Raw genomic sequence first — 26,240 nt, 5'->3', positions numbered from 1 at the left:
TTCGCTTACCGAGGTGATTGTTTGGTGGGCTGATGTTTTCTATATAGGATATAACTTCTACCTACATAATTCAATGGCACACTCCAGACGTGAACGAGTCGCGTAAATGGCCACATTGCAAAAATCAGGAAGCCAGTTACAACATGAAGCTTGAACGCAATTGGAACAGATGCCATATAGGCAGCTTCTGGCTGGAAAAGTAGCAAGGATCTGAACCAGACCGAAATCGTATCACGGTAATCAAATCCTGGCGTCATCGTGTTCGTGATCAATGAGCTGTATACCCCAATGAACACGATAAACAGCAAAAAGGTATTGACGATTAAATCCGATCTCGAAGATAACTTGCGAACATTTTTCTTTGTGAAGCGACGTGACGTCAGAATAATCATTCCGGCTAGCGTCATCACACCAAAGAATCCGCCACCCCACACGGCGCCGATGTGGTACATGTGATCGCTAATACCCATTGCCCGCGTCCACTCTTTCGGAATTCCAAGTCCCGCCACATGACCTAAAATCACAGGAAAGATTCCGATGTGGAACAACAAACTCCCAATCATCAATTGCTTCTTTTCAATAAATTCACTCGACTTCGCGGTCCAGCCGAATTGATCGCTCTTATAGCGGAAAATATGTCCTACAATAAATACTGCGATACAGATGTAAGGAAAAATGACCCATAGAAATTGACTAGTCATTAGCGGAAACCTCCCGTTGAATACATGATTTACATGTTTCACGCAGTGCACGGATCAAATGTAGCCACGGACTTTCATACTTTTCAAGTGCTTTCATTAGAAAGTACGAACCGTCCTCGATGACTGCGAGCAACATCGAAAAGCTCTGTTGCGCTCGCGGATCTCCCTTCCATTCAGCTGCATAAATAAATTCACACATTAACGGAAGCAAGTCAGATAGTTCTTCATCCGGCATTTCGAGCCCGAACATTTCGTATAACACTTTTAACTGTGCTAGCGTCTGACCACGCTCCTTCGAGTCCGCAAACTTCACATAGGTCATGAACAGCGTAGCGTCTTTTTGGAAATCGAATGTGTAGGTGTACATCTCTTGTATTTCATCCAAACTGTACGTTTGCATCGTTTGCCAATACAGCTGCAGGTCTTCATAACCTGCAGCATCTTCTGTTACATACTCATTCCACATATCTGGATGGAATGTCAGCTTTTCCGGGTAGTTCAGTTGATGGGAGAAAAAGCCGAAGATATGCTTCTTCTCATATAAGAGATCAAGATTAATCACGCCAGATCCCCCCATAGAAATTCTCTTCGTAGATTTGCTTGCCCGTTTTCACTGGTGCTGCTCCCGGTGTTACAGGTCCGCACCCGTCACACCCTCCGTCTGACCCCATTACGGAGAATGAGGAATACGGATTTTGGGCAGGTGCTTGTTCGCCGTATGTGCCCATGCCGTCATAACCTGCTGAACCTTGTGAGCGGTAGACGTTCATCTGACTTTCCTTATGAGATGTGGGGATCACGAAACGATCTTCGTATTTGGCAATAGCAAGCAAGCGATACATCTGCTTCGTCTGTTTGGCAGTCAATCCGACACGCTCTAGTTTGGATTCGTCGAAGTCCTTGCCTGAAGAAACCGCACGCATATACGAACGCATCATAGCCATACGCTGCAAGCCTCCTTTAACGATATCCACATCTCCAGCCGTTAGCATATTCGCCAAATACTGAAGCGGAATTCGCATTTCTTCAATAGCTGGGAAAATCATGTCCGGATTTTTGATGGAATCTTTCCCTTCAAAGTAGTTCATGATCGGGCTAAGCGGCGGAACGTACCATACCATTGGCAATGTCCGGTATTCCGGGTGCAATGGGAAGGCCAGTTTATACTCAATCGCTAACTTATACACCGGTGAATTTTGTGCGGCTTCGATCCAGTCTTCAGAAATACCGTCTTTGATTGCTTGTTCGATAATTTCCGGATCATGTGGATCTAGGAACAAATCACATTGTGCTTGGTACAAGTCTTTCGGATCCGGTGTAGATGCGGCTTCTTGCACGCGGTCTGCATCGTAAAGCAAGACACCTAGGTAGCGGATTCGACCTGTGCATGTCTCGGAACAAACTGTCGGCAAACCGGATTCCACGCGCGGAAAACAGAATGTACATTTTTCCGCTTTATTCGTTTTCCAGTTGAAGTACACTTTCTTGTACGGACAACCCGTCATGCAGTAACGCCATCCGCGACATGCTTCTTGGTCGACAAGAACGATTCCATCTTCGTCACGCTTGTACATTGCGCCTGACGGACAAGAGGCTACACAACTCGGGTTCAAACAGTGTTCACATAGTCGTGGCAAGTACATCATGAACGCTTGCTCAAAGTTGAATTTTATTTCTTCTTCGATTTTCTCAATATTTGGATCAGTCGGTCCTGTAATATGTGCACCAGCTAACTGATCTTCCCAGTTCGGACCCCACTCTGGATCCATGTATTCGCCTGTGACTACAGACTTTGCACGTGCAACCGGTGTATGTTCTCGATCCGGTGCGGACGTCAGTTTTTCATAGTCGTACGTCCATGGCTCATAGTAATCTTTCATTTCAGGCATATCCGGATTATAAAAGATTTTACCCAGTGCGACTTTCGACAGTTTAGAACCAGATTTCAATTCCAACTTACCCTTTCGCAACTGCCAGCCACCCTTGTAAAGTTCCTGGTCTTCCCAGCGTTTCGGGTAACCAATCCCCGGTTTCGTTTCTACGTTATTGAACCACATATACTCGGCACCTTCGCGGTTCGTCCATGTCGTTTTACACGTCACACTACACGTATGACACCCAATACACTTGTCTAAGTTCATTACCATTGCAACTTGCGCTTTAATTTTCAAGCCAGTTGACCTCCTTCATCTTACGGACTGCGACGTAGACATCACGTTGATTACCGATCGGTCCGTAGTAGTTGAATCCATAACTGAGTTGGGCATAGCCACCCACCATTTGAGTCGGCTTCATGTGAATTCGCGTTGGCGCATTATGGCTTCCTCCGCGTTGCTCGGTGATTTCCGAACCTGGCATCTGAATATGCTTATCCTGTGCGTGGTACATAAACATCGTACCTTTAGGCATTCTGTGACTGACAACGGCACGTGCATTGACGACACCGTTTCGGTTATACACTTCGAGCCAAGCATTGTCGTCGATTCCGTGCTCTTCTGCATCGAGATTCGATAACCATACAGTCGGACCACCACGGAACAACGTCAGCATATGCTGATTGTCCTGGTATGTCGAGTGAATATTCCATTTGCCGTGGGGCGTTAAATAACGAAGAACGAGTGCATCTTGTCCGCCTTTAACTTCTGCATCGCGGTCCGCAAAGACGAATGGCGGAAGCGTTGGTTTATAGACCGGCAATGCTTCGCCGAACCCAAGGAATAATTCGTGATCGACGTAGAAATGCTGCCTGCCCGTCAATGTTCGGAATGGTACGAGACGTTCGATATTCGTCGTGAATGGCGAGTAGCGTCTACCGAGTTTATTCGAACCACTGAAGACCGGTGTTGGAATGACTTCACGCGGCTGCGCGGTAATACCTGCAAATGTGAATCGCTCGGCTGCGCGGTCTGCCGAAATATCTTTCAATTCCACGCCCGTGTCGTGTTCTGCTGCTTCAAATGCACGTTGTGACACGCGGCCGTTTGTTGCGGAAGACAATGTTAACATCGCTTCTGCTGCATGTTTCGCTGTATACAATTTAGGCAAGCCGTCTTTCACGGTATCATCATCATAAATACCGTTGATCCCTTTCATCATTTCATATTCATCCGCTACTGAGAAACTGACACCGTGTGCGCCCGTTTTCCCTGTGGATAATAAAGGCCCGAGCGTAATGTATTTATCATAGATCTTCGTAAAGTCACGCTCTACGATTGTCATACCCGGCATCGTTTTGCCCGGAATGGCTTCGATTTCACCTTTACTCCAGTCATGCACCTCGCCCATCGGCTGAGCAATTTCCTGAACCGAGTCATGCGCTAACGGAGATGTGACTAAGTCTTTATAGACGCCTGGCAAATGCGTTTCCGCCAGTGTCGAGAACGTTTTTGCGATTTCGCGATAAATGTCCCAGTCTGATTTGGATTCCCATAATGGGTTAACTGCCGGATTAAATGGATGGACAAATGGATGCATATCGGTTGAAGATAAATCCACTTTTTCATACCATGTCGCAGCTGGGAGCACGAGATCTGCATAAAGTGGCGTCGCGGTCATACGGAAATCGAGCGCTACTAATAGATCGAGCTTGCCTTCTACATCATCGCGCCAGACCATTTCTTTCGGTTTCATCTCTTCGTTCGGTGTCGCAAGCAAGCCGTCTGAAGCACCGAGTAAGTGCCGCATGAAGTACTCTTGTCCTTTTGCAGAACTGGAGATCAAATTCGAACGCCAAACAAATAATGAACGCGGGAAATTTTCCGGTGCTCCTGGATCTTCTGCTGCGAATTGTAATTCACCGGATTTCAATTGATCCACGACATGCGAAACGACTTCTTTTGTATCCGTCTTCCCAAGCTTCGCCGCTTCTTCCACGAGCAATAAACTATTTTTATTGAACTGAGGATAAGATGGCAACCAGCCGAGTCGCGCCGCGAGTACGTTATAGTCTGCCGGATGCTGGTATCTCGCTTCTCCACCAAGTGGCGACATAAGTGTATCTGTCCCCGCTTCTTCGTACTTCCATTGGTCCGTCGCAAAGTAGAAGAATGATGTGGCGTTTTGCAGACGTGGTGGACCTTGCCAGTCTTTTGCGAAGGCAATCGTGCTCCATCCTTCGATTGGACGACATTTCTCTTGTCCTACGTAATGCGCCCAACCTCCGCCGTTCACTCCTTGGGAAGCCGTCAACGTAACGAGGTTGAGAATCGCACGGTAGATCGTATCACTGTTGAACCAGTGATTGATTCCTGCGCCCATAATAATCATTGAACGTCCGCCTGTGTCGATGGCGTTTTGTGCAAACTCCATGGCGATTTGCGTAACGAGTTCCGGTTTGACGTTCGTGATGGCTTCTTGCCAAGCCGGTGTATAGATAGAAGTCACATCGTCATAACCTGTCGCCTCTTGCTCACTGCCGATCCGGTTGACACCGTACTGACTCAGCATGACATCGTACGTTGTCGCAACTAAACGCTCTGTGCCGTCTGCAAATTGTACTTTCATCGCGGGGATCGGGCGCTTGAATGTGCCATTTCCTCGGTTATCGAAGTAAGGGAAATGAATTTCTTGCCATTGCTCTGCTTGCTTTTCAATAGATAATGCAGGCTCAACGCGTGTGCCATCTGCGTTTTCTAGTTGCAGATTCCACTTGACTTCTTCTTCCCAGCGCTGCCCCATCGTGCCGTTTGGAACTATGATTTCATCTTTCGCTTCATCAAATAGTACGGGTTTCCATTCGGCGTGTGCCGACTGCTGTCCAAGATCGCTTGCACGCAAGAAACGTCCGGCTTTATATGAATCTTCATGCGGATCCAGCAGAATCAAGAATGGCATGTCCGTGTATTGTTTTGCGTAGTTTATAAATGTCGGTTCTTTGCGTTTCTGATAGAATTCATCCAAAATAACGTGCGTCATAGCTTGAGCAACTGCCGCGTCCGTTCCAGGGTTCGCTCCAATCCAGTCGTCGGCATGCACTACGCTTTCCGCATAATCCGGTGCAACCGAGACAACTTTCGTCCCTTTATAGCGAACTTCCGTCATGAAGTGCGCGTCTGGCGTCCGTGTAAGCGGAACATTAGAGCCCCACATAATGATATAGCCTGCGTTGAACCAGTCACTCGATTCCGGAACGTCCGTCTGCTCACCCCAGATTTGCGGAGAGGATGGCGGTAGATCTGCATACCAGTCGTAGAAACTGAGCATTTCGCCACCGAGCAATGAAATGAAGCGCGCGCCCGATGCATAACTGACCATCGACATCGCAGGAATCGGTGTGAATCCTGCCACGCGATCCGGACCGTATTTTTGTACCGTATAGATGAGTTGTGCCGCAATCAGCATCGTCGCATCACGCCAATGAATCCGAACGTGACCGCCTTTACCGCGGGCTTTTTTGTATTCATTGGATTTCTCAGGATCTTCAACAATCGCTGTCCATGCTTTTACAGGATCTTTCGTTTCCTCCAACGCTTCGTTCCACATGCGCCACAGTTTGCCGCGTATATACGGATACTTCACGCGCAATGGGCTGTATTCATACCAAGAAAATGATGCGCCACGTGGACAACCACGCGGTTCGAATTCAGGCATATCCGGACCACAGGAAGGATAATCGATTTGCTGATTTTCCCATGTGATGATGCCGTTCTTGACAAAAACTTTCCAACTACAAGAGCCTGTACAGTTTACACCATGCGTCGTACGGACCACTTTGTCATGCGACCAGCGTTGACGGTACATGTTTTCCCAATCACGATTTTTCTCTTCTAGCACTGACCAACTTCCAGAATAACTCTCAACGGGTTTAAAATAATTCAATCCGAATCTCTTTTTCATCGAACATTTCCACTCCTTCTCAGAATGTAGCAGTAAATGAATCAGACTTATTACTCTTCTACCCTCAAATAGACTAAGTAGTCTGAATTTAAACTAAGGGAATTCCCTATTAATTACTGTGTATTGCAGGACTTTTCGACTAACTCTCATAAAATATCTATATACTATACAAGTATAGGTGTTTTCTTAGTAATTCCTATGGGGGAATTCCCTATTCTCATTTCACAGATCCCTTGTCTTAATTTCTGTGTAGGGAAAACATTCTATGACGGCTAATGTATTTAATCTGTAGTTTTCATAATTTTAAGTTTTTTCTTGAATGAGTGGAAAAATTAGTATAGTTCTCATAATATTAAGTTGATTTTATTTATATAAATGATAGAATTATATACAAAATGAAAGGTAAGGTGGATGATACCGTGGCAAACGAATTAAATAAGGTACTTCGTTGTGAAGCACTGAAAGACAAAATTGTTACAGCAGAAGAAGCAGCGTCTTGGATCGAGGATGGAATGTCTCTAGGTCTGAGCGGATTTACTTTGTCCGGAGACGCGAAAGCCGTACCATTGGCATTAGCAGAACGAGGAAAAACTGAGGACTTTAAAGTAAACGTTTTCACTGGCGCTTCTATGGGCCCGAACGTTGATGAATTGATGGCCAATGCAGATATAATCAATCTACGTGTACCTTATCAAGGCAACCCGGCAATGCGAGGCAAAATCAACTCAGGTGACTCATTCTACATCGACCAGCACCTTTCCCATACATCTGAATGGATTCGCCAAGGCGTAATTGGACCCGTTGACTATGCAATCATCGAGGCAGCAGCTATTACAGAAGACGGTTCAATTATTCCGACCGGTTCTGTTGGTAACTCTCCCATTTTCGTTCAAGAAGCGAAGCATGTCATCATCGAATTGAACGTCAACGCGCCTATGGAGTTTGAAGGCTTACATGACATCTACATCCCAGATGCTCAAAACCAACGTAAAGAAATCCCTGTCTACAGCGCTACAGATAAAATCGGTACTCCTGGAATCAAAGTAGACCCTGAAAAAGTTGTCGGAATCGTACTTACAGAGAAAGGTGATATCCCTTCCCCGATCGTTCCTCCAGACGAAGAGACACAAGAGATCGCAAACAACTTGTTGAACTTCTTCCGTGACGAGATCAAATTGGGCCGTATGGATGAAACGCTAATGCCTCTTCAATCAGGTGTTGGTTCAGTTGCGAACGCAGTACTTGACGGTATGAGAACTTCCGAGTTTAAAGATATCGAAGTATATTCTGAAGTACTTCAAGACGCAATCTTCGACTTGATCGATGACGGCGTAGTGAAATTTGCTTCTGCTACTTCATTGACTCTATCTAAGAAACGTTTGGACAGCTTCAAAGACGATATCGCTAAATACCGCGATAAGCTTGTATTCCGTCCACAAGAAATCTCAAACCACCCGGAAGTAATCCGTCGTTTGGGTATCATTTCATTCAACACAGCGCTTGAGCTAGACATCTACGGAAACGTGAACTCTACACATGTTAGCGGTACACGTATGATGAACGGTATCGGTGGATCTGGTGACTTCGCTCGTAACGCACGCATCGCGATTTTCGTTACAAAGTCTTACGCAAAAGGCGGAGACGTGTCATCTATCGTACCTTTCTCTTCTCACGTGGACCACACAGAGCACGACGTAGACGTAATTGTTACGGAACAAGGCTACGCGGATCTTCGCGGCTTGGCTCCAAGACAAAAAGCGGAGTTGTTGATCGAGAACTGTGCTCACCCTGATTTCAAGGAAGAGCTTCGCGATTACTACAACAGAGCATGCGAACAAGTGGGCGGACAAACTCCACACATCTTGGAAGAGGCTCTATCTTGGCACGTGAATCTTGCGAAGAACAAGACTATGCACAAGGTTGCAGAAGCTCAGAAGTAATTTTATAGGAATGACATGACCAAGCGGACTTCGATCTGCTTGGTTTTTTTGTGTTTTTTTGTGTTTCTTGTGTTCCTTGCTTGGAGAGGCTGGGGTGTGTGGATGGCTATGTTGATTGAGGTGTTAGGTGGGTGCTTTCTGGCGGGGATTGAGCGGTTTTGTGGGGGGATTGAGCGGATGCCAGAGTTCATTGAGCGGTTAAATGGATGGTTAGAGCGCTTTTGGGGATTTATTGAGCGGTTGGGCAGATGTATGAGCGGTTAACGCGGAAGTATGAGCGCTTGGCCAGATGTCCGAGCGGCTCCCGTCCGAAGATTGATAGAGCTGATCGCCAGGATGGACATTGAGCGGTTAACTAGGAGGATTGAGCGCTTTTAGGGATTCATTGAGCGATTGTGAAGATGTATGAGCGGATAACGTGGAAGTATGAGCGCTTGGCCAGATGTCCGAGCGACTCCACTTAAACAAAACCACACATTAGTTGATCGTAAACGAAGAGCGTCGATCAACAGCCCCCCTTCCCACACATAAAAAAAAAGAGGAACCCATCATGGATTCCCCTCCCTTACTTATTACAAGTCATCAAAGCCATTCAAATCGCTAGTCTTCACATACTGACGGCTCGTTTGTTCGAAGAAGTCTGTCTTCGTGTCGTCGAAGTTATCGACGTAGGCGCGGATCCACTTCATTGGATTATCGGTGAATTCTGGATAGATTTCGCTCAGTCCGAGCATGCGCAACATTTTGTTCGCGCGATACTTGACGTAGCCTTCCATCTCATCCAGCTCCAGTCCATCGATTCCTGCTAATACATAGCGACTCCAAATGACTTCTTGCTCGACGGAGTGGCGGAATTGGTCATAGATCCATTCCGTGAACTCGTCTGTGTTGTACTCTGGGTTTTCAGCCAACGCTGCACGGAAGATGTCGCTGATTGCTTTACCATGCTGCAGTTCGTCGCGGTTGATGTATGAGATCATCGTGGATGTACCAACCATTTTCTGATGGCGCGCTAAGTTATAGAAAAATGCGAAGCCGCTGTAGAAGAATAAACCTTCTAATAATGTCGTGTACACCATTGCTTTTAGAACCGTTTCGATTGTTGGGTTTTCCGCAAACTCATTGTAAACGTCTACGATTCGTTCATTTCGCTTCATTAGTACTTCGTCTGTACGGCCCATTTCGAAGGCTTCCATTTGCTTGTCCAAGTTCGTGACAGATGAAAGTACGTATGCGTAGCTGTGATTATGTTCGCTTTCCTGGTCTGCAATTGTCGCCATAATTGACTTGACGGAAGGATCCGTTGTAAAGTCTGCGATTTTCATTGCGATGACCGTTTGTGGACCATCGAGTGTAGCCAGTAAGCCAATAATCTTTAGGAATGCGGATTGCTCTTCTTTTGTCAGGCTTGCGAATTGCTTGACGTCTTGTGTCATATCAACTTCATTCGCCGTCCAGAAAAGAGAACGGATTCGCTGACGCAATGTATAGAAATGAGGGTGCGCGATGTCGTTCCAATTCAGGATGCCGCTTGCTTCCCCACCGAAAATAGCTGTTGCCTTATTCGGGTTTGCAGGATTCAGTACTTTTACTCTTGTAAGTGTCGCCAATGTTCGAGCACTCCTTTCGTCCAATTCGTAACGCTTTGTTCTTGCATGCCGCGTGGGCTTTGCTCAATCTTCAATGGTTCAAAAGGGGAATGATAGAATTTCGCGAGCTTGTCTGCTGCCTTGCAAAATAGATCATCGCCGCCAAACTGTGTATCCCCTGTGCCAAAAACGTAGACGAGATCGGGTTTATAGCCGACGTCCGCCACGAAATCTTTGACTTCATCCGGCGTTGCCCCTTTTTCCCATGTGAATGAACCGATGCACAACGCGTCGTATTCTTTAACGTTCGGGATGACACCGATGCCGATACGATAAGTATCGACTTCGACGCCTTCACTTTGTAGACTTTCCGTAATCAATTCCGCTACTTCCTGCGTGTTGCCACTCCAGGATGCATAGGCGATTAAGAATGACACCACTCGCACTCCTCAATCTCAGCTGCGGTTGAACGCATATAGTACGTTGTTTTCATTCCTGACTTCCATGCCTGCAAGTGCAAGTCCAAAATAACGGATGCGCGGATGGAGTTTGGTACATAGATGTTGAATGAAATCGACTGATCGATGTGCTGCTGACGAGCGGCGTTTTGCTTAATAGACCAGCGCTGATCCACGATGTAAGCGGAACGACGGTAGATGTCATACGTGTTGTGGTTCAAATCCGGTGCGATGACCGGTAATTTATAGTCTTTCTTCTCTTCATGGTAGAACGGCTTGAACACTGGGTCGATTGACGCTGTGGAGCCTGCGATAACCGATGTCGAACTGTTCGGTGCGACTGCCATCAAGTAGCCGTTACGCATACCGTTCATTGCCACATCCATGCGCAGTTCACGCCATTTATTTGAATCGTATTCGCGTTGCTCGAAGTATTCGCCTGTTTGCCAGTCCGATCCATCAAATAATGGATACGCGCCTTTTTCTTTTGATAATTCCATCGAGGCTTTAATTGTTAAATACGCAATGTTTTCATATAGCTCGTCTGCGAAATCCACTGCTTCGTCCGATTCCCACTGAATGTTTTTCAATGCGAGTAAATGGTGCCAGCCGAATGTGCCGAGTCCAATTCCACGGTAGCGTGCATTTGTGCGTTGCGCTTGTACAACTGGGATTTGGTTCTGATCGATGACGTTGTCGAGCATACGTACTTGAATTTTGATTAAACGGTCTAGCGCGTCTGCTGTAACAGCTTTTCCAAGGTTAATCGATGACAGATTACATACAACGAAATCGCCTGGCTTCGTGCGTGTGACGACCATATCGTCTTCAAGCGTGACCGATTCATGTGTACTTGCTGACATATTTTGCAGTATTTCTGAACACAAATTACTAGAATAAATCATACCTTCATGTTTATTTGGATTCATACGATTTACTTCGTCGCGGTAGAACATGAATGGTGTTCCTGTCTCGAGCTGGCTACGTAGGATCCGTTTCATGATTTCAATCGCTGAAACCGTCTCTCTTGATAAATCTTCATTGCGGACACATTCTTCATACTTCTCGCGGAATGTTCCTTGGCCTTTTGTTTCATCATAGAAATCTTCCAATGAATAGCCCATTTTCGTGCGGACTTCATGTGGATCGAATAAATGCCAGTCTTCCCGGGACTCGACTTTCTCCATGAACAAGTCCGGCAAGCAAACGCCTGTGAAAATGTCATGTGCACGCAAACGGTCATCACCGTTATTGAGCTTGAGGTCGAGGAATGTGAAGATATCTCGATGCCATACGTCGAGATACACCGCGACGGCACCTTGACGTTGACCGAGTTGATCGACGCTGACTGCTGTGTTGTTCAGCTGTTTGATCCATGGAAGAACACCGCTTGATGCGCCTTCAAATCCACGAATCGATGCACCGCGAGAACGAACTTTCCCCATATAGACACCGATACCGCCACCGAATTTCGACAAGTTCGCGATATCCGTGTTGCTGTTATAGATCCCTTGTAATGAATCATCCACTGTATCGATAAAGCAACTCGATAGCTGACCGTGCATCTTGCCTGCGTTCGATAATGTAGGTGTCGCAACCGTCATGTACAAATTGCTCATTGCCCAGTACGCTTCGCCAACTTTATGAATGCGGTCTACTGTTTCGTCCTGCATTAACGTCATTGCAATGATCAACCAGCGCTCTTGCGGAAGCTCCACTGACTGTTTCTTAAAGTTTACCGTTACATAGCGGTCTACTAATGTTTTTAATCCAATATATGTGAATAATAGGTCACGAGAAGGATCGAGTAGCTTACCGATTTCCTGAAGCTCGTCCTGGCTGTATTTCTCTGTTAGAACGGGTGTATATAAACCCTCTTCCACCAAGCGTTCTACATTTTTCGCAAAATCGGTATAGACATCCGCTCCACGCAATGCTTTTTGATTTGCATAGACGTCGAATAAATAAATACGCGCCGCTACAAACGTCCAGTACGCATTTGCTTCATCAATACGGCTTAAAGACTCTAGCACCATCGCGTTCGTCCACTCAGTTGCCGAGCTCGCCGGGTGACGCTCCTGGAATTTCTCACTCGCTTCGATCAACGGCTCGATTTGCTTCTTGCCGAATTCCTCTTGTAAGTTTTCCATCAATAAATTAAGTCCCACAGATTCTTGAATAATAGCCATTATATCCGCTCCCTTTAGTGAATTAATTCGGTTATGTACTAAAAAAACTCCCAATAAAAATCGGGAGTCGTCGATTGACGCTTAGTAGATTGCGGAAAGTTTTAGGCAGACTGAAAAAAGACTGCTTTGTGCTTTCACTCTCCAACCCCGAAGAATGTTTTGCTGAGATGACTGGCAGGTCTACTGGCTGGCACATCGTTCTTCCATCTTTCCTTCCCGCCGTGGCAGTGGTTTTCATAAGATAGTCGTCCGTGCCCTCAGTTGCGGGGGCAGCTCCGTTAGTGGCGGATTCCCTTTTAAACTTCGTGGGTACCAATTCATCTAATTGCTGTTAAACACTATATATAGTGTGTTAATTCATATATAACCCTAACATGTTGTGTTCAAACATGCAAAACAAAAATCGAACCGAGGTCCAGAATCCTTCTTCTGAACTACGATCCGATTTTTTATATTCAATATTTTATAGTATATCAAACTTTTTACTTCTTGACTAAATTGTTTGTCTGAACGTTTTTAATTAGATAGTGAAATTAGTGAGGGGAAGGGATTTCCGCTTCAGCAGGGGGACGCTTTCCGGAGGGCGTGGCCTGAGCCAAGCGAACGGCGAAGGGTTCGCTTTGCCGTATTTCTGTGTACTTCGCAGAAATTAAGGCACCTGTCCAGGGTCTCAGACTCACGCTGATCCTCCCGGAGTGAACTGCTTCCGCTACAATCCTACTTTCTAACGTAGACCACCTAGAAAATTCACTGTATTTTTAGTACCAATTCAAAGTCTTAAGATCAAAACATAAAAAGCCCTAGATTATCTCTCAATATCACAAGCGATCTTCCGCTCTTTCAGCTGTTTCTTCCCAACATTCTGCGCCTTTTAGGTCAGGAATGCTGGCTGATTTGAAGACGGGGTTTCTGCCGGCTCTTCGTTGTTTAGTGAAGTCGTCAAGTACTTTGAAGGCGATTTTGCCGAGTAGTAGAATGACGATTAGGTTAATGATAGCCATTAGTCCCATGAAAAGGTCGGCCATGTCCCATACTACTTGTACTTTTGCGATGGCTCCGAAATATACCATAGCAAGTACAAGAACTTGGTAGATTCGTTTCCATACGACGTTAGCATTGATGAATTCAATATTCGTTTCGCCATAGTAATAGTTTCCGATGATGGAACTGAAGGCGAAGAACATGATCGCAACGGCGATGAAGTATGGTGCCCATGCGCCGACTTGTACGGCCATGGAGTTTTGTGTCAAGATGATCCCGTTTGTTTCACCTGATTGATACAAACCGCCGAGCAAAATAATGAATGCTGTGGCAGAACAGATAATGATTGTATCGAAAAACACACCTAGACTTTGTACCAATCCTTGTTTGGCCGGATGCGATACGTTCGCTGTAGCGGCTGCGTTTGGTACACTACCCATACCTGCTTCATTGGAGAAGAGACCGCGACGTACACCTTGCATCATCGCCATCCCAATTCCGCCACCCATGACTTCTTTAATTCCAAAAGCATGTTCGAAAATTAAGACAATCAAGCCTGGAACTTCCGCGATATTTATAATCACGATATATAATGCTACTAAAATATAGAAGGTTGCCATGACGGGTACGATGGTCTGTGTTACTTTGACAATACGTTTGACACCGCCGAAGACGATGATCCCTGTCACTAGTATTAAGCCAACTCCAACACCCCAGGTCGGAATGCCAAATACGTCAGTGAAGGATTGACTGATCGTGTTAGATTGTACTGCGTTAAATATGAATCCGAAAGACATCGTCAATAAAACCGCAAAGACCACTCCGAGTTTCCGCCAACCAAGCGCTTTTTGCATATAATACGCTGGCCCTCCACGGAATGTATCGCCGTCTTTCACTTTATACACTTGCGCCAATGTACTTTCGATGAACGCGGTCGCCATGCCGATAACAGCAATCACCCACATCCAGAATACCGCACCCGGACCACCGATTCCGATCGCAAGGGCTACCCCCGCTACGTTACCTGTTCCTACACGTGATGCGGCACTGATCGTGAATGCCTGAAACGGAGACACCCCGTCATTGCTATCTTTCTTCTCTACAATCAGACGGAACATCTCGCGAAATAAGCGTACTTGCACAAATTTCGTGCGAACCGTGAAATATAAACCTGTTGCCAATAAAAGTCCAATTAAAACATATGTCCAAATGAAATTATTCGCCGGCCCTACAAGCCAGTCGATCGCATCTTGAAACATCTGACCACCTCCTTGTGTATGCTATACCCTACTTGTCTAGTTACTATGCTTGGCATAAAAAACTATTTTCTACTTTGCATGACGGTTGACGCTTTATTCTCCAACAACACTGCTGCATATGCCATCAATTCAGCCAACGACATCTTCCCGTCATCTAATGAATGTAATTCGGAGAACCACCCGAGAAGCTCTTGACGCGCCGCTTCTTCAATAGCCCCCGAAATGACTATGACCGGAACCCCCTCTTCTTTTGCAAGCTTTGCAATCCCCATTAATGCCTTGCCTGCAAGCGTCTGCCGATCTGTCTTACCTTCACCCGTCACAATGAAATCTGCTGAAGATAGATGCTTTGCGAAATTCATCGCCTCGAGCACGACATCAATGCCACTTTCAAGACGCGCCCCACAGTAGGCAATTAATGCACCTGCACTTCCCCCAGCCGCACCTGCACCCCGTAACTCATGCAATCTCACGCCTGTCCGCTTTTCCGTCTCGTCTGCCAGATGACGTAACCCTTCATCCAAACGCAGAACCATTTCCGCATTCGCCCCTTTTTGCGGACCGAAAACAAACGACGCACCTTGCTCACCGACAAATGGATTGTCCACGTCGGACGCAATGCGAATGTCCGTCTCCAGCAAACGCTTATCTAGTTGCGAGATATCGATTTCATTGATGAACGAAAGCGCTTCCCCATTTATCTGCAACAACTGTCCGTCAGCAAGGAAACGTACACCCAGCGCTTCGAGCAAACCTGTTCCCCCGTCATTCGTCGCACTGCCGCCAAGTCCAATAATCATTTTCCTGTACCCCGCATCCAGCGCATGACGAATTAATTGTCCCGTGCCAAATGTTGACGCTTTCATTGGATCCAGTTCATGATCCTCAAGCAACAGCAAACCGGACGCCTGCGCCATTTCAATGACCGCTGTCTTGCCGTCACCAAGCACACCAAAACACGCATCGATTGCGCGACCCAGCGGATCTTGAACAGACACCGTTCGCAACGTCCCACCAGTTGATGAAACGAGAACAGCAAGCGTCCCCTCGCCACCATCCGCAACCGGCAAACGTACTATTTCTGCGTGTGGATAGACTTTTTTCACTCCACTACATATAGCGTCGGCCGCTTCTTCCGCATGCAAACTCCCCTTAAATGCATCAGGCGCAATGACAATTTTCATCGCTCACACTCCCTTTAATCGTATTCTAGCAGATTATGTGGGAAAAGTTACCGTAAAATATCGGATGGTTCATATATTTTTATAATGAAGGCTTTCAGATTTCTCTGCAGACGGACAGGGTAATAGTTTTGCTAGGTGTATTTGCTCAATGAAGGTGCTTATTCGCTCTATGAAGTCTTGCATCCGCTCTATCAAGTCACATATCCGCTCATAGTTTGCGGTATAGCGCTCTATGTGAGCGTGGATCCGCTCATTAACAACGTGGTTCCGATCATACTTCGAGGTAAAGCGCTCTATCTGAATACGAAATCGCTCAAAGATAACGCGGTTCCGCTCTATAAACCCGAGTATTCACTCCGAGCCGCGCGTCCGCTCTATCAGGTCGCAGATCCGCTCATAATTGGCAATAAAGCGCTCTATGTCGATGTGGATCCGCTCAATGTTAATCTGTATCCGCTCATACTTCGAGGTAAAGCGCTCTATCTGAATACGAAATCGCTCAAAGACAACGTGGTTCCGCTCTATAAACCCGAGTATTCACTCCGAGCCGCGTATCCGCTCTATCAGGTCGCGTATCCGCTCATAGTTGGCAATAAAGCGCTCTATGTCGATGTAGATCCGCTCAATGTTAACCTGTATCCGCTCATACTTCGAAGTAATGCGCTCTATCAAGCCACGTAACCGCTCAATGAGCCCGACCCCACCCCCGTTCCACGCCGCTCTATTCGCCCATCTACCAGCACGCGCCATGTATTAAACACCGCACCCTCAGGGAACACTACCTACGTAAGGAAAGGAGCAGTAATAAATGGCTGAGTCGCAAGTGATAAATTGGACGAATCGAAAAAGTTATCAGAAGAGAAATCTCTGGGCGGGTATATTATTCGGACTCGGGTTTGTGGCGTTTTTGGACGAGACACTGTTTCATCAGTTGCTGCATTGGCACAAGTTTTATGATAAATCTACAGTGGCGGTCGGATTAGTGTCGGATGGTTTATTTCATGCGTTTAGCTGGTTTGCGACGGTCGGTGGATTGTTTTTGGTGGCGGATTTACGTAGGAGGAATGCGTTATGGCATAAGATGTTCTGGGGTGGCAAGTTGCTCGGGGGTGGAGCGTTCCAATTGTATGATGGAACCATTCAACACAAGGTCATGCGTATTCATCAGATTCGTTATCATGTAGACATCGTTCCATATGACGTCGTTTGGAACGGTTCTGCGATTGTGATGATTGCGGCAGGCCTGTTGCTAATCAAGTCAGCGCGACAGAATGCACGCTCGGCGGAAAGGCTGGTGCTTCATGCCACATGATGCATATATCAGTGCGACCGATTGGCTGTTTGGGACGCTTGCGTTGCTCGCCATCCTGTTATACGGGGTCGGAATATTTCATTCCAATCGGCAAAAACGTTTACGAAAATGGCCACGTAGACGGATTGTGTTGTGGGTAGCAGGCGTACTCGCTTCAGTAAGCACTGTTGTCGGACCGCTTGCCGAACTGTCACATGATCAGTTCACCTGGCATATGTTCGGCCACCTTTTGCTCGGCATGCTCGGGCCCCTTCTATTAGCGCTCGCTGCTCCTATGACGTTGGTGCTGCGGACACTTCCCGTTCGGCAGGCTAGAAAGGTAAGCCGATTGCTAAAAAGTCGACTCGCTGGGTTCTCTACACATCCCATCATTGCTTCTATTTTGAACATTGGCGGACTTTGGTTGTTATACACGACAGGCTTGTTTGCGGCCATGCACCATCATCTCTGGCTGCATATTTTAATCCATATTCATGTGTTTGTTGCGGGATATCTATTTACCATTTCTCTTTTATACATCGATCCCGTATCTCGCCGCTACAGTTACCGTTATCGTACTGCGGTCTTTATTGTAGCTCTGGCGGGACACGGGATTCTATCCAAATTCCTATACGCCTATCCGCCTGCCGGTGTACCCATTGAAGAGGCGCGGGTAGGAGCCATGCTTATGTATTACGGAGGCGATGCGGTGGATCTTGTGTTGATCATCCTTTTGTTCAGGAGCTGGTATCACTCGGCGAAACGTCAACAGACCCACATTCCGTCCACTTCAGACGGTCATGTGTATATGAATGAAACGACACAAAACGCACCCGCTGGCTAATGGGTGCGTTTTGTATTTTCTATCATTTCATTAGTCTGATATAACTGTCATAATGGTTCCTTGGGCAGCGACACACAGCTTGTCGCTTGCCAGCTGAAATAACTGTCGCTCGGGCAATGAGTTTTTCACCTACTGCGGGCCGTACATAGTTGATTTTGTATTCTGCCGTCAATACGTTCGGACCTAGAACGGAACCGCCTACAAACGTCAATGCGTTATCCGCCGCATAGCCAATGACCCCACCGTGTACAAAGCCATGTTGTTGTAATACGTGTTCCGTGATGGGAACTTCCAGAACTACTTCCCCCGCAGTAAACTCCATCAATTTTGTTCCCAATAGTTTACTGAAAGATTGAGCTTCTAGTGCTTGTTTGCCAATATGAAAGATTTCATTTTGCGTCATGTGATCGTCCTCCCGTTATCTAATGAGGTCCTTCATTTTCATACTCTGCCCTTAAACCCACCATTCACTGTTACGATCTCGGTGCAAACAATATGACGGACACACCAAGCAGACAAATACCTGCCCCTAGGAAATCGTACAAATCAGGAGTCTTTTTATCAATTCCCCATCCCCATAATACGGATAGAAAGACGAACACGCCTCCATAAGCCGCATAGACTCTGCCAAAGGTTGGAAAAGTCTGAAATGTGACCACTACGCCATATAAAATTAAGGCAATGCCGCCGAATAATCCGAACAGTGCAGATTTCCCTTCGCGCAACCATTGCCAAATCAAATAACCTCCGCCGATTTCAGCCAAGCCGGCCAGCAAAAATATCACCACAACCTTCAACATCAGTAAACCTCCATTTACTCACTTCGGATAATCTAGCCCGAACTACTGCTCCTAGCCATGTAATGTGCACACACCAAATGGATTATATAAGATCTTTTCTTGAAAACTAGTACTCACCATATCATAATTCTAATAATTTAAATATGAGGTTGTTTACATTTTGAACAGATGACTTGGTGTGGAGTTAATTAAAATGGAAGATTCAGCTTTCAATGATTGCAGATCTACAATAAAAGACCCTCTTCATAGATAGGAAAGGGTCCGTAAAGTAGTATAAATCAAAATATAAAGAACCAAAACAACGGCGTCAATTCAATTACACTTATGACCATAACAGAAAGAACAATCACGATAGTTAGTTGTTTAGAGTTTCGGTAGAAGATCACGCACAAAATGATGTACATAATAAATTCTTCTAAATAATTCACATCCAAATAAAACAATCCGATTCCTAGTGAGAGACTTAACATCAATCCCATTGTTAACGCGGGTAAAAAACAAGCCAAACATCTACCATGTTTCGCATACCAGACGGCCAACGCAAGAAATGGCGTAACGACCGCTACAATGCCCCAGTACTTCATATCATTCGTCGAATACACACCGAATAAATGGGCGGAGTATAGATAATAGCCGGTCAACTTTCCTAAAAAAAATAGCAACGTATGAATCGCTGCCCGCAAAGCAGTTTGGCTGTATGCCGCAATGCTCGTCGCAATTAATACCCAAATGCCCATTCTAGTGAAGACATCTCCAAGGAAAGGGACAGAATCCAGCATCTTGGTCAATACGCCAAATAGAATACTGACTACTAGCCATGATACGAGCACAACTATTCTTTGCATCTTCACTTTCATCTCTCCCACGTCCATAAGTTACTGTTTTCTACGCATTGAGTGGTTTATTAAATGTTAGAAGGAGATAAATGTAAAAAAGACTTCCCAATACTCAATAAGTCTGTATTTTATAAAGACAAACATGCTCAAAATTATATATGGTTTATCGATAATAATTTGTAATCTCGATTGCATCTATTTGAACAGGTACATTATTGTAATTCAAAACTATTGCATAGGTTTTATTCCGCCGATGAGAAGTTACTATTCCATTCTGATCAATTAAATCGAATGCTTCATATGTTTTCAAATACAGCATCCCTTTGTCCCTGTAATAGTCCAATATCTCGTTATCATAGAAGTTGAAATAGTATCCTGAGTTTTTGATATCATCTATGTACTTATACATCTCACTGTACGCAGAACTATTTGGAGTTAAAAGTGATGCTACTATACTGAAATCCAGATTGTTCAATGACTCACTATACATCAAGCGATAGTCTTGATAGAATTCTTCCACTAGCTCACGCATCGGTAACGGTTCATCAACCTCATATTCTTGCGTATTCTCTCTAACCGGATCAGATTGTACGGATACACTTTCAGATGTCACCCCAGGATCATCAGCCACCAGTTCGTATTCTTCTTCCACCCACTCATCATCGTAATTTGGATTAGTTGTTGATCCACCTAAGACAGATTCTGTCGCCTGTTTTACACTCTTTTTTTTCAACGTAAAATCATGATCACTGTATAGTATAACAACTACTGCTACTAAGGCACCAATCGTCAACACTGCGAAAAAAAGCATCTTCGCTACATTATGACTTTTCTCTAATTTATAGACAATCGGCTCGCCACAATTCGGACAGTCTTCATGTCTAGGCTGCAAATGACGGCCACATCTTGTACATTTCATATATTTATGCCACCTTTCTCACAATCCCCTAATTAGTCTCATTATACCAAAGAAATTTATGATATAGTGGTTTAAATAACATAAAGAACTATAGGAGATGACAGTACAATGGACTACATAAGTAAGAAAGGCATGACACACGAAGAAGTAATGCAATTACAGTATGAATACAATAACCGCAAGAAAACAAATGCCATCACGTATGTACTTCTGATTTTCTTTGGCAATTACTTTCTTCACAGATTTTATCTCGGTATTACGCCATATGCGATTTTCGGTGCAATTTATACGTTATTACTAAATGGTGTAATCATCTATTTCATCAGAGATGCATATATCAATCAAATGACGTTCGATTACATCTTATTTTTACTCATGCATCCGCACTTTATCATTCTTCCACTCATTCCGTACCTTTGGCTATTGCTTGATCTATTTCGTGTGCCACAGTTGGTTGATTATGCCAATCACCAGTCAGAATTGGCATTGGTTCGTGCAATCAAGCGCTCAAGAGATACCCCGGGACATTAATAAAACCCCGCCACTTCCTCAAGTGAAGAAGTGGCGGGGTCCATACGATATAAGACACGCTTATTCCGCCAAAGCCAACTCAATATGCGCTAAATGATGTTCTTCATGCCAAGCTAACTTCGCTACTTTATTCGCTACTGCGATCTCGCCGTTTACTTGATGTATAAATGTTCGATCCAGTTGCGCTTCCGTCAGACTATTGCCTAACGCTACAACACGCTCATTGATCCCTTCGAGCATTTTAATCGAAGGCTCAACCGGTAGTTCCGTGTCAGGTAATACAGCCCACTTCTCTTGATCAAAAGCAGGTGCTATGGGGTTGTCGTCTGTTAACGCAACCTTTAATCGTTGATACATAGTCAACTGCGAGTCTGCAATATGATGCACCAATTGACGAACAGTCCACGCACCTTCGCGATACGTTTTGTTTAACTCTTCCTCATTCAATGAATCTACAATTTCTCTCAATCGAGTAGTGTAGGTTTCAATTTCTTGTAACCACTTTTGAATATCTGCCAACGTGACATGCTCCGGAACGTGTAATTCCCCGATCGGAAATCGACTATCCATGACGAATCCCCCTTTTCATTATCTTATTATCTCATAAACTATCTGATTATTCTATTTACAAGACAAGACAATATGTAAAAGGAGCGCTGCACATGTCAATGGATAGCCCGGATAGACATCTACAGCGTCTTATATTTATTGACCTGTTTTAGAAAAATCAGCAATCCTTGTACCTATTTCGTCGCGTACACGCTGGAAGAATTCCCATTTTTCTTCATCTGTTCCTTGTGCTTTTGCAGGATCATCAAATCCCCAATGATCACGTTTTACATGAGGCGGTGATATCGGACACTTGTCGGCGGCATCCCCACAAAGAGTGATGACAACATCTGCATTGTTTAAGATTTGCGGATCAATGATATCCGAAGTTTGATTCGAAATGTCGATGCCAACTTCATTCATGGCTTTTACAGCATTTGGGTTCACACCATGCGCTTCAATTCCCGCACTAAGAACTTGCCATTCTTCCCCTAGATACTTTTTGCCCCACCCTTCTGCCATTTGGCTACGGCATGAGTTGCCTGTACATAAGAAATACAGTGTTTTTTTAGACATAATGAAATCTCCTTCTTATTGTATAATTGACAGCCATAGATACAGTCCGCTTAGCGTAATCAGGAGTGTAGGGACTGTTAGAATAATACCAATTTTAAAATAGCTACCCCAAGAAATCTTCACACCTTTTTGAGATAGTACATGCAACCATAATAAGGTGGCCAATGAACCGATTGGTGTGATTTTGGGACCTAAATCAGATCCAATAATATTTGCGTAAATCAACGCTTCGCGAATAGGACCTGTCGTAGTTGTGTCCGATATTGCTAACGCGTTAATCATGACCGTAGGCATATTATTCATAAGTGATGACAGTATCGCTGCAATAAAGCCCATCGAAATCGTTGCGACAAAGAGTCCTTGATCGGCTGCCGTTTGAATGACATCCGCCAATACACCCGTTAGACCGACATTACGCAATCCGTATACTACAACATACATCCCGACAGAGAAGAATACGATCGCCCAAGGTGCACCTTTAAGCACTTGTTTCGTATGAACGGCTGGACTTTTTTGCGCCATAGCCATAAAGAATATGGCCGTAAGCCCCGCAATAATAGATACAGGCAATCCCGTAAACCCACTTGAGAAATATCCTATAAGTAATACACCTAAAATTACCCAAGCAAGTCGAAACAACTTGAGGTCTTTGATTGCATCTTTCGGTTTTTTTAAATCTGATACTTCATAGTCTTTCGGAATACTTTTACGGAAGAATAACAACAACACTAAAATACTGGCAACTAATGCAAATAAATTCGGGACGATCATCCTAGATGCATATTCAACAAATCCAATATCAAAAAAATCTGCTGAAACAATATTCACTAAGTTACTTACGACTAATGGTAATGAAGTAGTGTCAGCGATAAAACCGCTGGCAATAATAAATGGAAAAATCATTTTTTCATTGAAATTCAAATTTCGTACCATTGAAAGTACAATGGGCGTTAATATAAGGGCCGCCCCATCGTTTGCGAACAGAGCGGCAACGACTGCACCTAGAAGAGTGACATAAATAAACATGCGAATACCACTGCCTTTGGCTAATCTAGCCATATGTAGGGCCGACCACTCGAAAAAACCAATTTCATCTAAGATTAATGAAATAATGATGATCGCGATGAAAGCAAGCGTAGCATTCCATACAATCCCAGTTACATCCATAACATCTTGGAAGTTAACTACCCCAACTAATAATGCGATGATTGCACCAATACAGGCAGACCATCCGATCGATAAGTTTCTAGGCTGCCAAATGACAAAAATAAGTGTGATGATGAAAATCAATGATGCAGTTATAGCCAACGTACTTTCTCCTCCTTATTCACAACAAATTCGAAGCCCTTGTGCTTCCAATTCAGCGATAGATTCATTCTGTTCTGGAAGATGTTCAAGGATGCTTTGAATAAACGGGTAATCTTCATGATCTTCATTGATCGAGAAGAAAACCCATTGACCTCTACGTTCTTCTTTAACCAACTCAATATCTCGAAGTTTACGTAAGTGCTGGCTAATCGCTGGCTGACTCATTTTAAAAATCGCAACAAATTCACAAACACAGCATTCATGTGACTTGAGTAACTTCATCATCGTCAACCGTGTGGGGTCTCCTAGCAATTTTAATAGTCGTGATGCGCGTTGTAGATCAACCGTAACAAGTGTATTCATAGTCCATCCCTCCACTTCCCTACTAGCATATAATGATATGCTTATATACGCAAGCAGAATAATAAGTACAGCTCTCATCGTTTTATGTATTCCAATCAATGAAAAAAGGCCCCCTCTCGTCATATTGACAATGTAGGAACCCCTTACCTATCTAGTTATCGTCTTTTCCGCGCCGCCTTCATAATGTAACTGACAACTATGACAAAAATCAGCGCACCTACAATAGAAGGTACAACATAAAATTCTCCTAAGCGCGGTCCCCAACTGCCGAATAAACTCCCGCCAATCCACGCACCTATGATTCCCGTAATAATATTGCCGACGATACCGCCTGGGACACTTTTGCCGATGATCAGACTAGCAAACCAGCCAATGACACCGCCAATTATTAAATATAAAAGGATACTCATTTCACACACCCCTTCTCCTATTTTCAAACGTATTTAGTACTCAAGTTGGGAACAGGATAATGAAGTAATCGAGTGACATCTTATTAGCAATCTATTCCTTGTTACAGCATAGTATTCGCCAAATATAAATCTGTGTAGGTATATTTATGCGAAAAGTACCGCTCATACGTTCCGATGGTAGCGGATGATATAATGTACTACAGTACTAAACATACGTAATAAGAACTGGAGGTTATAACCGTATGCGATCCTTTCATTTTAACGGCAGTCGAATAGTGAAAACAGGCATAGCGATCTTTTTAACAGCTATTATTTGTGAATGGTTTAATTGGCCCCCAGTATTTGCTGTAATCACGGCAATTGTCACGATTGAGCCCACTGTCAGTGATTCCATTAAGAAAGGAATGATTCGATTTCCTGCATCTGCTATCGGTTCTGCATTTGCTGTATTCTTTATCACGCTCTTCGGGAATTCCCCGATTACCTATACATTAGCAGCGGTTGCCACCATTTTAGTCTGTTACCGACTAAACTTGCATGCCGGTCTACTCGTTGCCACATTGACAGCGGTCGCCATGGTCGAAGTCATCCACAGCAACTACTTAATCGCTTTTTTCATTCGACTCGGTACGACCACCATTGGTTTGCTAGTGTCTACTGCTGTGAATATGTTGGTCTTCCCACCAAACTACAGGAGAGATATTGTAGAAAACATCCAACATATTAGTGAGCGAGCAGGAACTATTTTGGAACGAACATTCCAAACCATCTTATATGACGTGCACACAAACCGTCGAGATGAGCTAGAGACCACCAAGCAACTTACGAAGGAAATTAGGAAAACCGAAACATTGATTCATTTTCAACGTAATGAATCGAAATTGTATCCGTGGGTCAGAGGAAAAGAAAAAGAACTACTCATGGCTGAAAAGCAGTTGTTATTTTTACATAATCTCGAATATCATTTGGGTGCTTTATTGAACATACCAGAACAGTGCATTTCCTGGACGCCGGCAGAACGCGATCGGATCATGCACGCTGTAACCGAGCTTGCGAACGACTTGAAGCATTCCATTGACTACAATCCGAAGAAGCATGCGTCACAATTAAAAAACGTTACGGACCTTTTCTGGGATGACAATAAGGAAATCACAACTAGTGAGGAAAGACATCCAAGCCAATTCCCACCCGAGTTTGTCGTTCTCTATGAACTGATCACTATTTATAACTTAGTCGATCAGTTTTACAAACCTTCTAGTGTGAAATTAACGCCTGATGCTGAACAATAAAGATCGCTTTAAACGACTAACCGGTTCGGTTGATGGAGAGAGAAACGATACTAACAAGTCAAATAACAACCGATTCAGCACATGTTTTATAGATGAATTAACCATAAAGAAGCAAAAGAAAGAGGTTGGGACAGAACAGAAAAAACGTAAGGGGAATGAGTCCTTTACGCTTTTTTCTGTTCTTATCAGTAAATATTTTTTAGAGTATCAGAGTGTACCGAAACGGAGAAAGGCCGACTCCTGAGGGATCAGCGTGCGTCTTGAGACCCTGGACAGGTGCCTTAATTTCTGCAAAGTACACAGAAATACGGCAAAGCGAACCCTTCGTTGTTCGCTTGGCTCAAGCCACGCCCCTCGGAAAGCGTGCCTTTCGGAGTGCAGGGAAACG

Annotated in this window: 24 protein-coding genes and 1 riboswitch; of the genes, 6 read left to right on the top strand and 18 right to left on the bottom strand. The window is 44.7% G+C overall.

The genetic code is table 11. The features are described from left to right. Positions 1–5 precede the first annotated feature (5 nt). From narI to CSV80_RS06960, 4 genes are read right to left on the bottom strand one after another with little or no spacing between them, the layout of a single operon-like run. Positions 6–701: a respiratory nitrate reductase subunit gamma gene (gene narI, locus CSV80_RS06975; protein ID WP_029053562.1), complete on the bottom strand. Its 696-nt coding sequence runs from the start codon at positions 699–701 to the stop codon at positions 6–8. Beyond that, positions 694–1,263 carry a nitrate reductase molybdenum cofactor assembly chaperone gene (gene narJ / locus CSV80_RS06970; RefSeq protein ID WP_099670226.1) on the bottom strand — a complete coding sequence of 190 codons (570 nt, stop codon included), beginning with the start codon at positions 1,261–1,263 and terminating at the stop codon, positions 694–696. The genes narI and narJ overlap by 8 nt, the downstream gene beginning before the upstream one ends. Next, positions 1,256–2,872, bottom strand: a complete 1,617-nt coding sequence (gene narH / locus CSV80_RS06965; protein ID WP_099670225.1) for a nitrate reductase subunit beta — start codon at positions 2,870–2,872, stop codon at positions 1,256–1,258. The genes narJ and narH overlap by 8 nt, the downstream gene beginning before the upstream one ends. After that, entirely contained in the window at positions 2,862–6,536 is a 3,675-nt protein-coding gene (locus tag CSV80_RS06960; protein ID WP_099670224.1) for a nitrate reductase subunit alpha, read from the bottom strand. Before CSV80_RS06960 ends, narH begins: the two co-directional genes overlap by 11 nt. Positions 6,537–6,955: 419 nt before the next feature. Between CSV80_RS06960 and CSV80_RS06955 the strand changes: the two genes are divergently transcribed. After that, positions 6,956–8,476: a succinyl-CoA:acetate CoA-transferase ScpC gene (locus CSV80_RS06955; protein WP_099670223.1), complete on the top strand. Its 1,521-nt coding sequence runs from the start codon at positions 6,956–6,958 to the stop codon at positions 8,474–8,476. 572 nt (positions 8,477–9,048) lie between these two features. Here CSV80_RS06955 and CSV80_RS06950 read toward each other — a convergent pair. The 5 genes from CSV80_RS06950 to CSV80_RS06930 all read right to left on the bottom strand — a co-directional run bounded on the left by CSV80_RS06950 (position 9,049) and on the right by CSV80_RS06930 (position 16,136). Then, positions 9,049–10,086: a ribonucleotide-diphosphate reductase subunit beta gene (locus CSV80_RS06950; protein WP_029053567.1), complete on the bottom strand. Its 1,038-nt coding sequence runs from the start codon at positions 10,084–10,086 to the stop codon at positions 9,049–9,051. Beyond that, positions 10,065–10,502, bottom strand: a complete 438-nt coding sequence (locus tag CSV80_RS06945) for a flavodoxin (RefSeq protein WP_099670222.1) — start codon at positions 10,500–10,502, stop codon at positions 10,065–10,067. Before CSV80_RS06945 ends, CSV80_RS06950 begins: the two co-directional genes overlap by 22 nt. Then, positions 10,490–12,712: a ribonucleoside-diphosphate reductase subunit alpha gene (locus CSV80_RS06940; RefSeq protein ID WP_199083941.1), complete on the bottom strand. Its 2,223-nt coding sequence runs from the start codon at positions 12,710–12,712 to the stop codon at positions 10,490–10,492. The genes CSV80_RS06945 and CSV80_RS06940 overlap by 13 nt, the downstream gene beginning before the upstream one ends. 156 nt (positions 12,713–12,868) lie before the next feature. Next, positions 12,869–13,045: riboswitch (cobalamin riboswitch) on the bottom strand. A 485-nt stretch (positions 13,046–13,530) separates the two neighbouring features. After that, on the bottom strand, positions 13,531–14,952 hold the full coding sequence (locus CSV80_RS06935; protein WP_099670221.1) for an alanine/glycine:cation symporter family protein: 1,422 nt from the start codon (positions 14,950–14,952) through the stop codon (positions 13,531–13,533). A 62-nt stretch (positions 14,953–15,014) separates the two neighbouring features. Then, entirely contained in the window at positions 15,015–16,136 is a 1,122-nt protein-coding gene (locus CSV80_RS06930; protein WP_099670220.1) for a glycerate kinase, read from the bottom strand. A 135-nt stretch (positions 16,137–16,271) separates the two neighbouring features. Between CSV80_RS06930 and CSV80_RS06925 the strand changes: the two genes are divergently transcribed. The 3 genes from CSV80_RS06925 to CSV80_RS06915 all read left to right on the top strand — a co-directional run bounded on the left by CSV80_RS06925 (position 16,272) and on the right by CSV80_RS06915 (position 18,271). After that, positions 16,272–16,817 carry a hypothetical protein gene (locus CSV80_RS06925; protein ID WP_143560469.1) on the top strand — a complete coding sequence of 182 codons (546 nt, stop codon included), beginning with the start codon at positions 16,272–16,274 and terminating at the stop codon, positions 16,815–16,817. A 127-nt stretch (positions 16,818–16,944) separates the two neighbouring features. Beyond that, on the top strand, positions 16,945–17,448 hold the full coding sequence (locus CSV80_RS06920) for a DUF2243 domain-containing protein (protein ID WP_099670218.1): 504 nt from the start codon (positions 16,945–16,947) through the stop codon (positions 17,446–17,448). Then, a complete protein-coding gene (locus CSV80_RS06915; protein WP_099670217.1) occupies positions 17,438–18,271 on the top strand; it encodes a cytochrome c oxidase assembly protein in 834 nt (277 codons plus the stop codon). Before CSV80_RS06920 ends, CSV80_RS06915 begins: the two co-directional genes overlap by 11 nt. A gap of 22 nt (positions 18,272–18,293) precedes the next feature. On the opposite strand, the gene CSV80_RS06910 is transcribed toward CSV80_RS06915, so the two are convergent. The 4 genes from CSV80_RS06910 to CSV80_RS06895 form a co-directional block, all read right to left on the bottom strand. Further along, positions 18,294–18,674, bottom strand: coding sequence for a PaaI family thioesterase (locus tag CSV80_RS06910; RefSeq protein ID WP_099670216.1), 381 nt, complete (start codon positions 18,672–18,674; stop codon positions 18,294–18,296). Positions 18,675–18,744: 70 nt separating this feature from the next. Continuing rightward, on the bottom strand, positions 18,745–19,071 hold the full coding sequence (locus CSV80_RS06905; RefSeq protein WP_099670215.1) for a YnfA family protein: 327 nt from the start codon (positions 19,069–19,071) through the stop codon (positions 18,745–18,747). Between the two features lie 278 nt (positions 19,072–19,349). Then, the gene (locus tag CSV80_RS06900; protein WP_233201546.1) at positions 19,350–19,916 is read right to left on the bottom strand and encodes a DUF6518 family protein; all 567 of its coding nucleotides are present in this window, start codon (positions 19,914–19,916) and stop codon (positions 19,350–19,352) included. Positions 19,917–20,070: 154 nt separating this feature from the next. Further along, positions 20,071–20,826, bottom strand: a complete 756-nt coding sequence (locus CSV80_RS06895; protein WP_099670214.1) for a TcaA NTF2-like domain-containing protein — start codon at positions 20,824–20,826, stop codon at positions 20,071–20,073. Between the two features lie 108 nt (positions 20,827–20,934). Here CSV80_RS06895 and CSV80_RS06890 point away from each other — a divergent pair, with 108 nt between their 5' ends. Further along, positions 20,935–21,357, top strand: a complete 423-nt coding sequence (locus CSV80_RS06890; RefSeq protein ID WP_099670213.1) for a TM2 domain-containing protein — start codon at positions 20,935–20,937, stop codon at positions 21,355–21,357. A gap of 60 nt (positions 21,358–21,417) precedes the next feature. Here the strand turns inward: CSV80_RS06890 and CSV80_RS06885 are convergent, their stop codons facing one another. The 5 genes from CSV80_RS06885 to CSV80_RS06865 form a co-directional block, all read right to left on the bottom strand. After that, complete coding sequence (locus CSV80_RS06885) at positions 21,418–21,927, bottom strand: YfiT family bacillithiol transferase (RefSeq protein ID WP_099670212.1); 510 nt, start codon at positions 21,925–21,927, stop codon at positions 21,418–21,420. Positions 21,928–22,062: 135 nt separating this feature from the next. Then, the gene (gene arsC, locus CSV80_RS06880; protein WP_099670211.1) at positions 22,063–22,482 is read right to left on the bottom strand and encodes an arsenate reductase (thioredoxin); all 420 of its coding nucleotides are present in this window, start codon (positions 22,480–22,482) and stop codon (positions 22,063–22,065) included. Positions 22,483–22,497: 15 nt separating this feature from the next. After that, entirely contained in the window at positions 22,498–23,790 is a 1,293-nt protein-coding gene (locus tag CSV80_RS06875; RefSeq protein WP_099670210.1) for an arsenic transporter, read from the bottom strand. Between the two features lie 15 nt (positions 23,791–23,805). After that, a complete protein-coding gene (locus CSV80_RS06870; RefSeq protein WP_099670209.1) occupies positions 23,806–24,153 on the bottom strand; it encodes an ArsR/SmtB family transcription factor in 348 nt (115 codons plus the stop codon). A 155-nt stretch (positions 24,154–24,308) separates the two neighbouring features. Beyond that, positions 24,309–24,563 (bottom strand): GlsB/YeaQ/YmgE family stress response membrane protein, encoded by a 255-nt coding sequence (locus CSV80_RS06865; protein ID WP_029053583.1) that lies wholly within the window; start codon positions 24,561–24,563, stop codon positions 24,309–24,311. 242 nt (positions 24,564–24,805) lie between these two features. Here CSV80_RS06865 and CSV80_RS06860 point away from each other — a divergent pair, with 242 nt between their 5' ends. Further along, on the top strand, positions 24,806–25,852 hold the full coding sequence (locus CSV80_RS06860; protein WP_099670208.1) for an FUSC family protein: 1,047 nt from the start codon (positions 24,806–24,808) through the stop codon (positions 25,850–25,852). The last annotated feature ends 388 nt before the right edge of the window (positions 25,853–26,240 follow it).

Source organism: Sporosarcina sp. P12(2017), from assembly GCF_002743035.1.
Lineage (GTDB): Bacteria > Bacillota > Bacilli > Bacillales_A > Planococcaceae > Sporosarcina > Sporosarcina ureae.
This window is presented reverse-complemented; position numbering and strand designations above follow the sequence as displayed.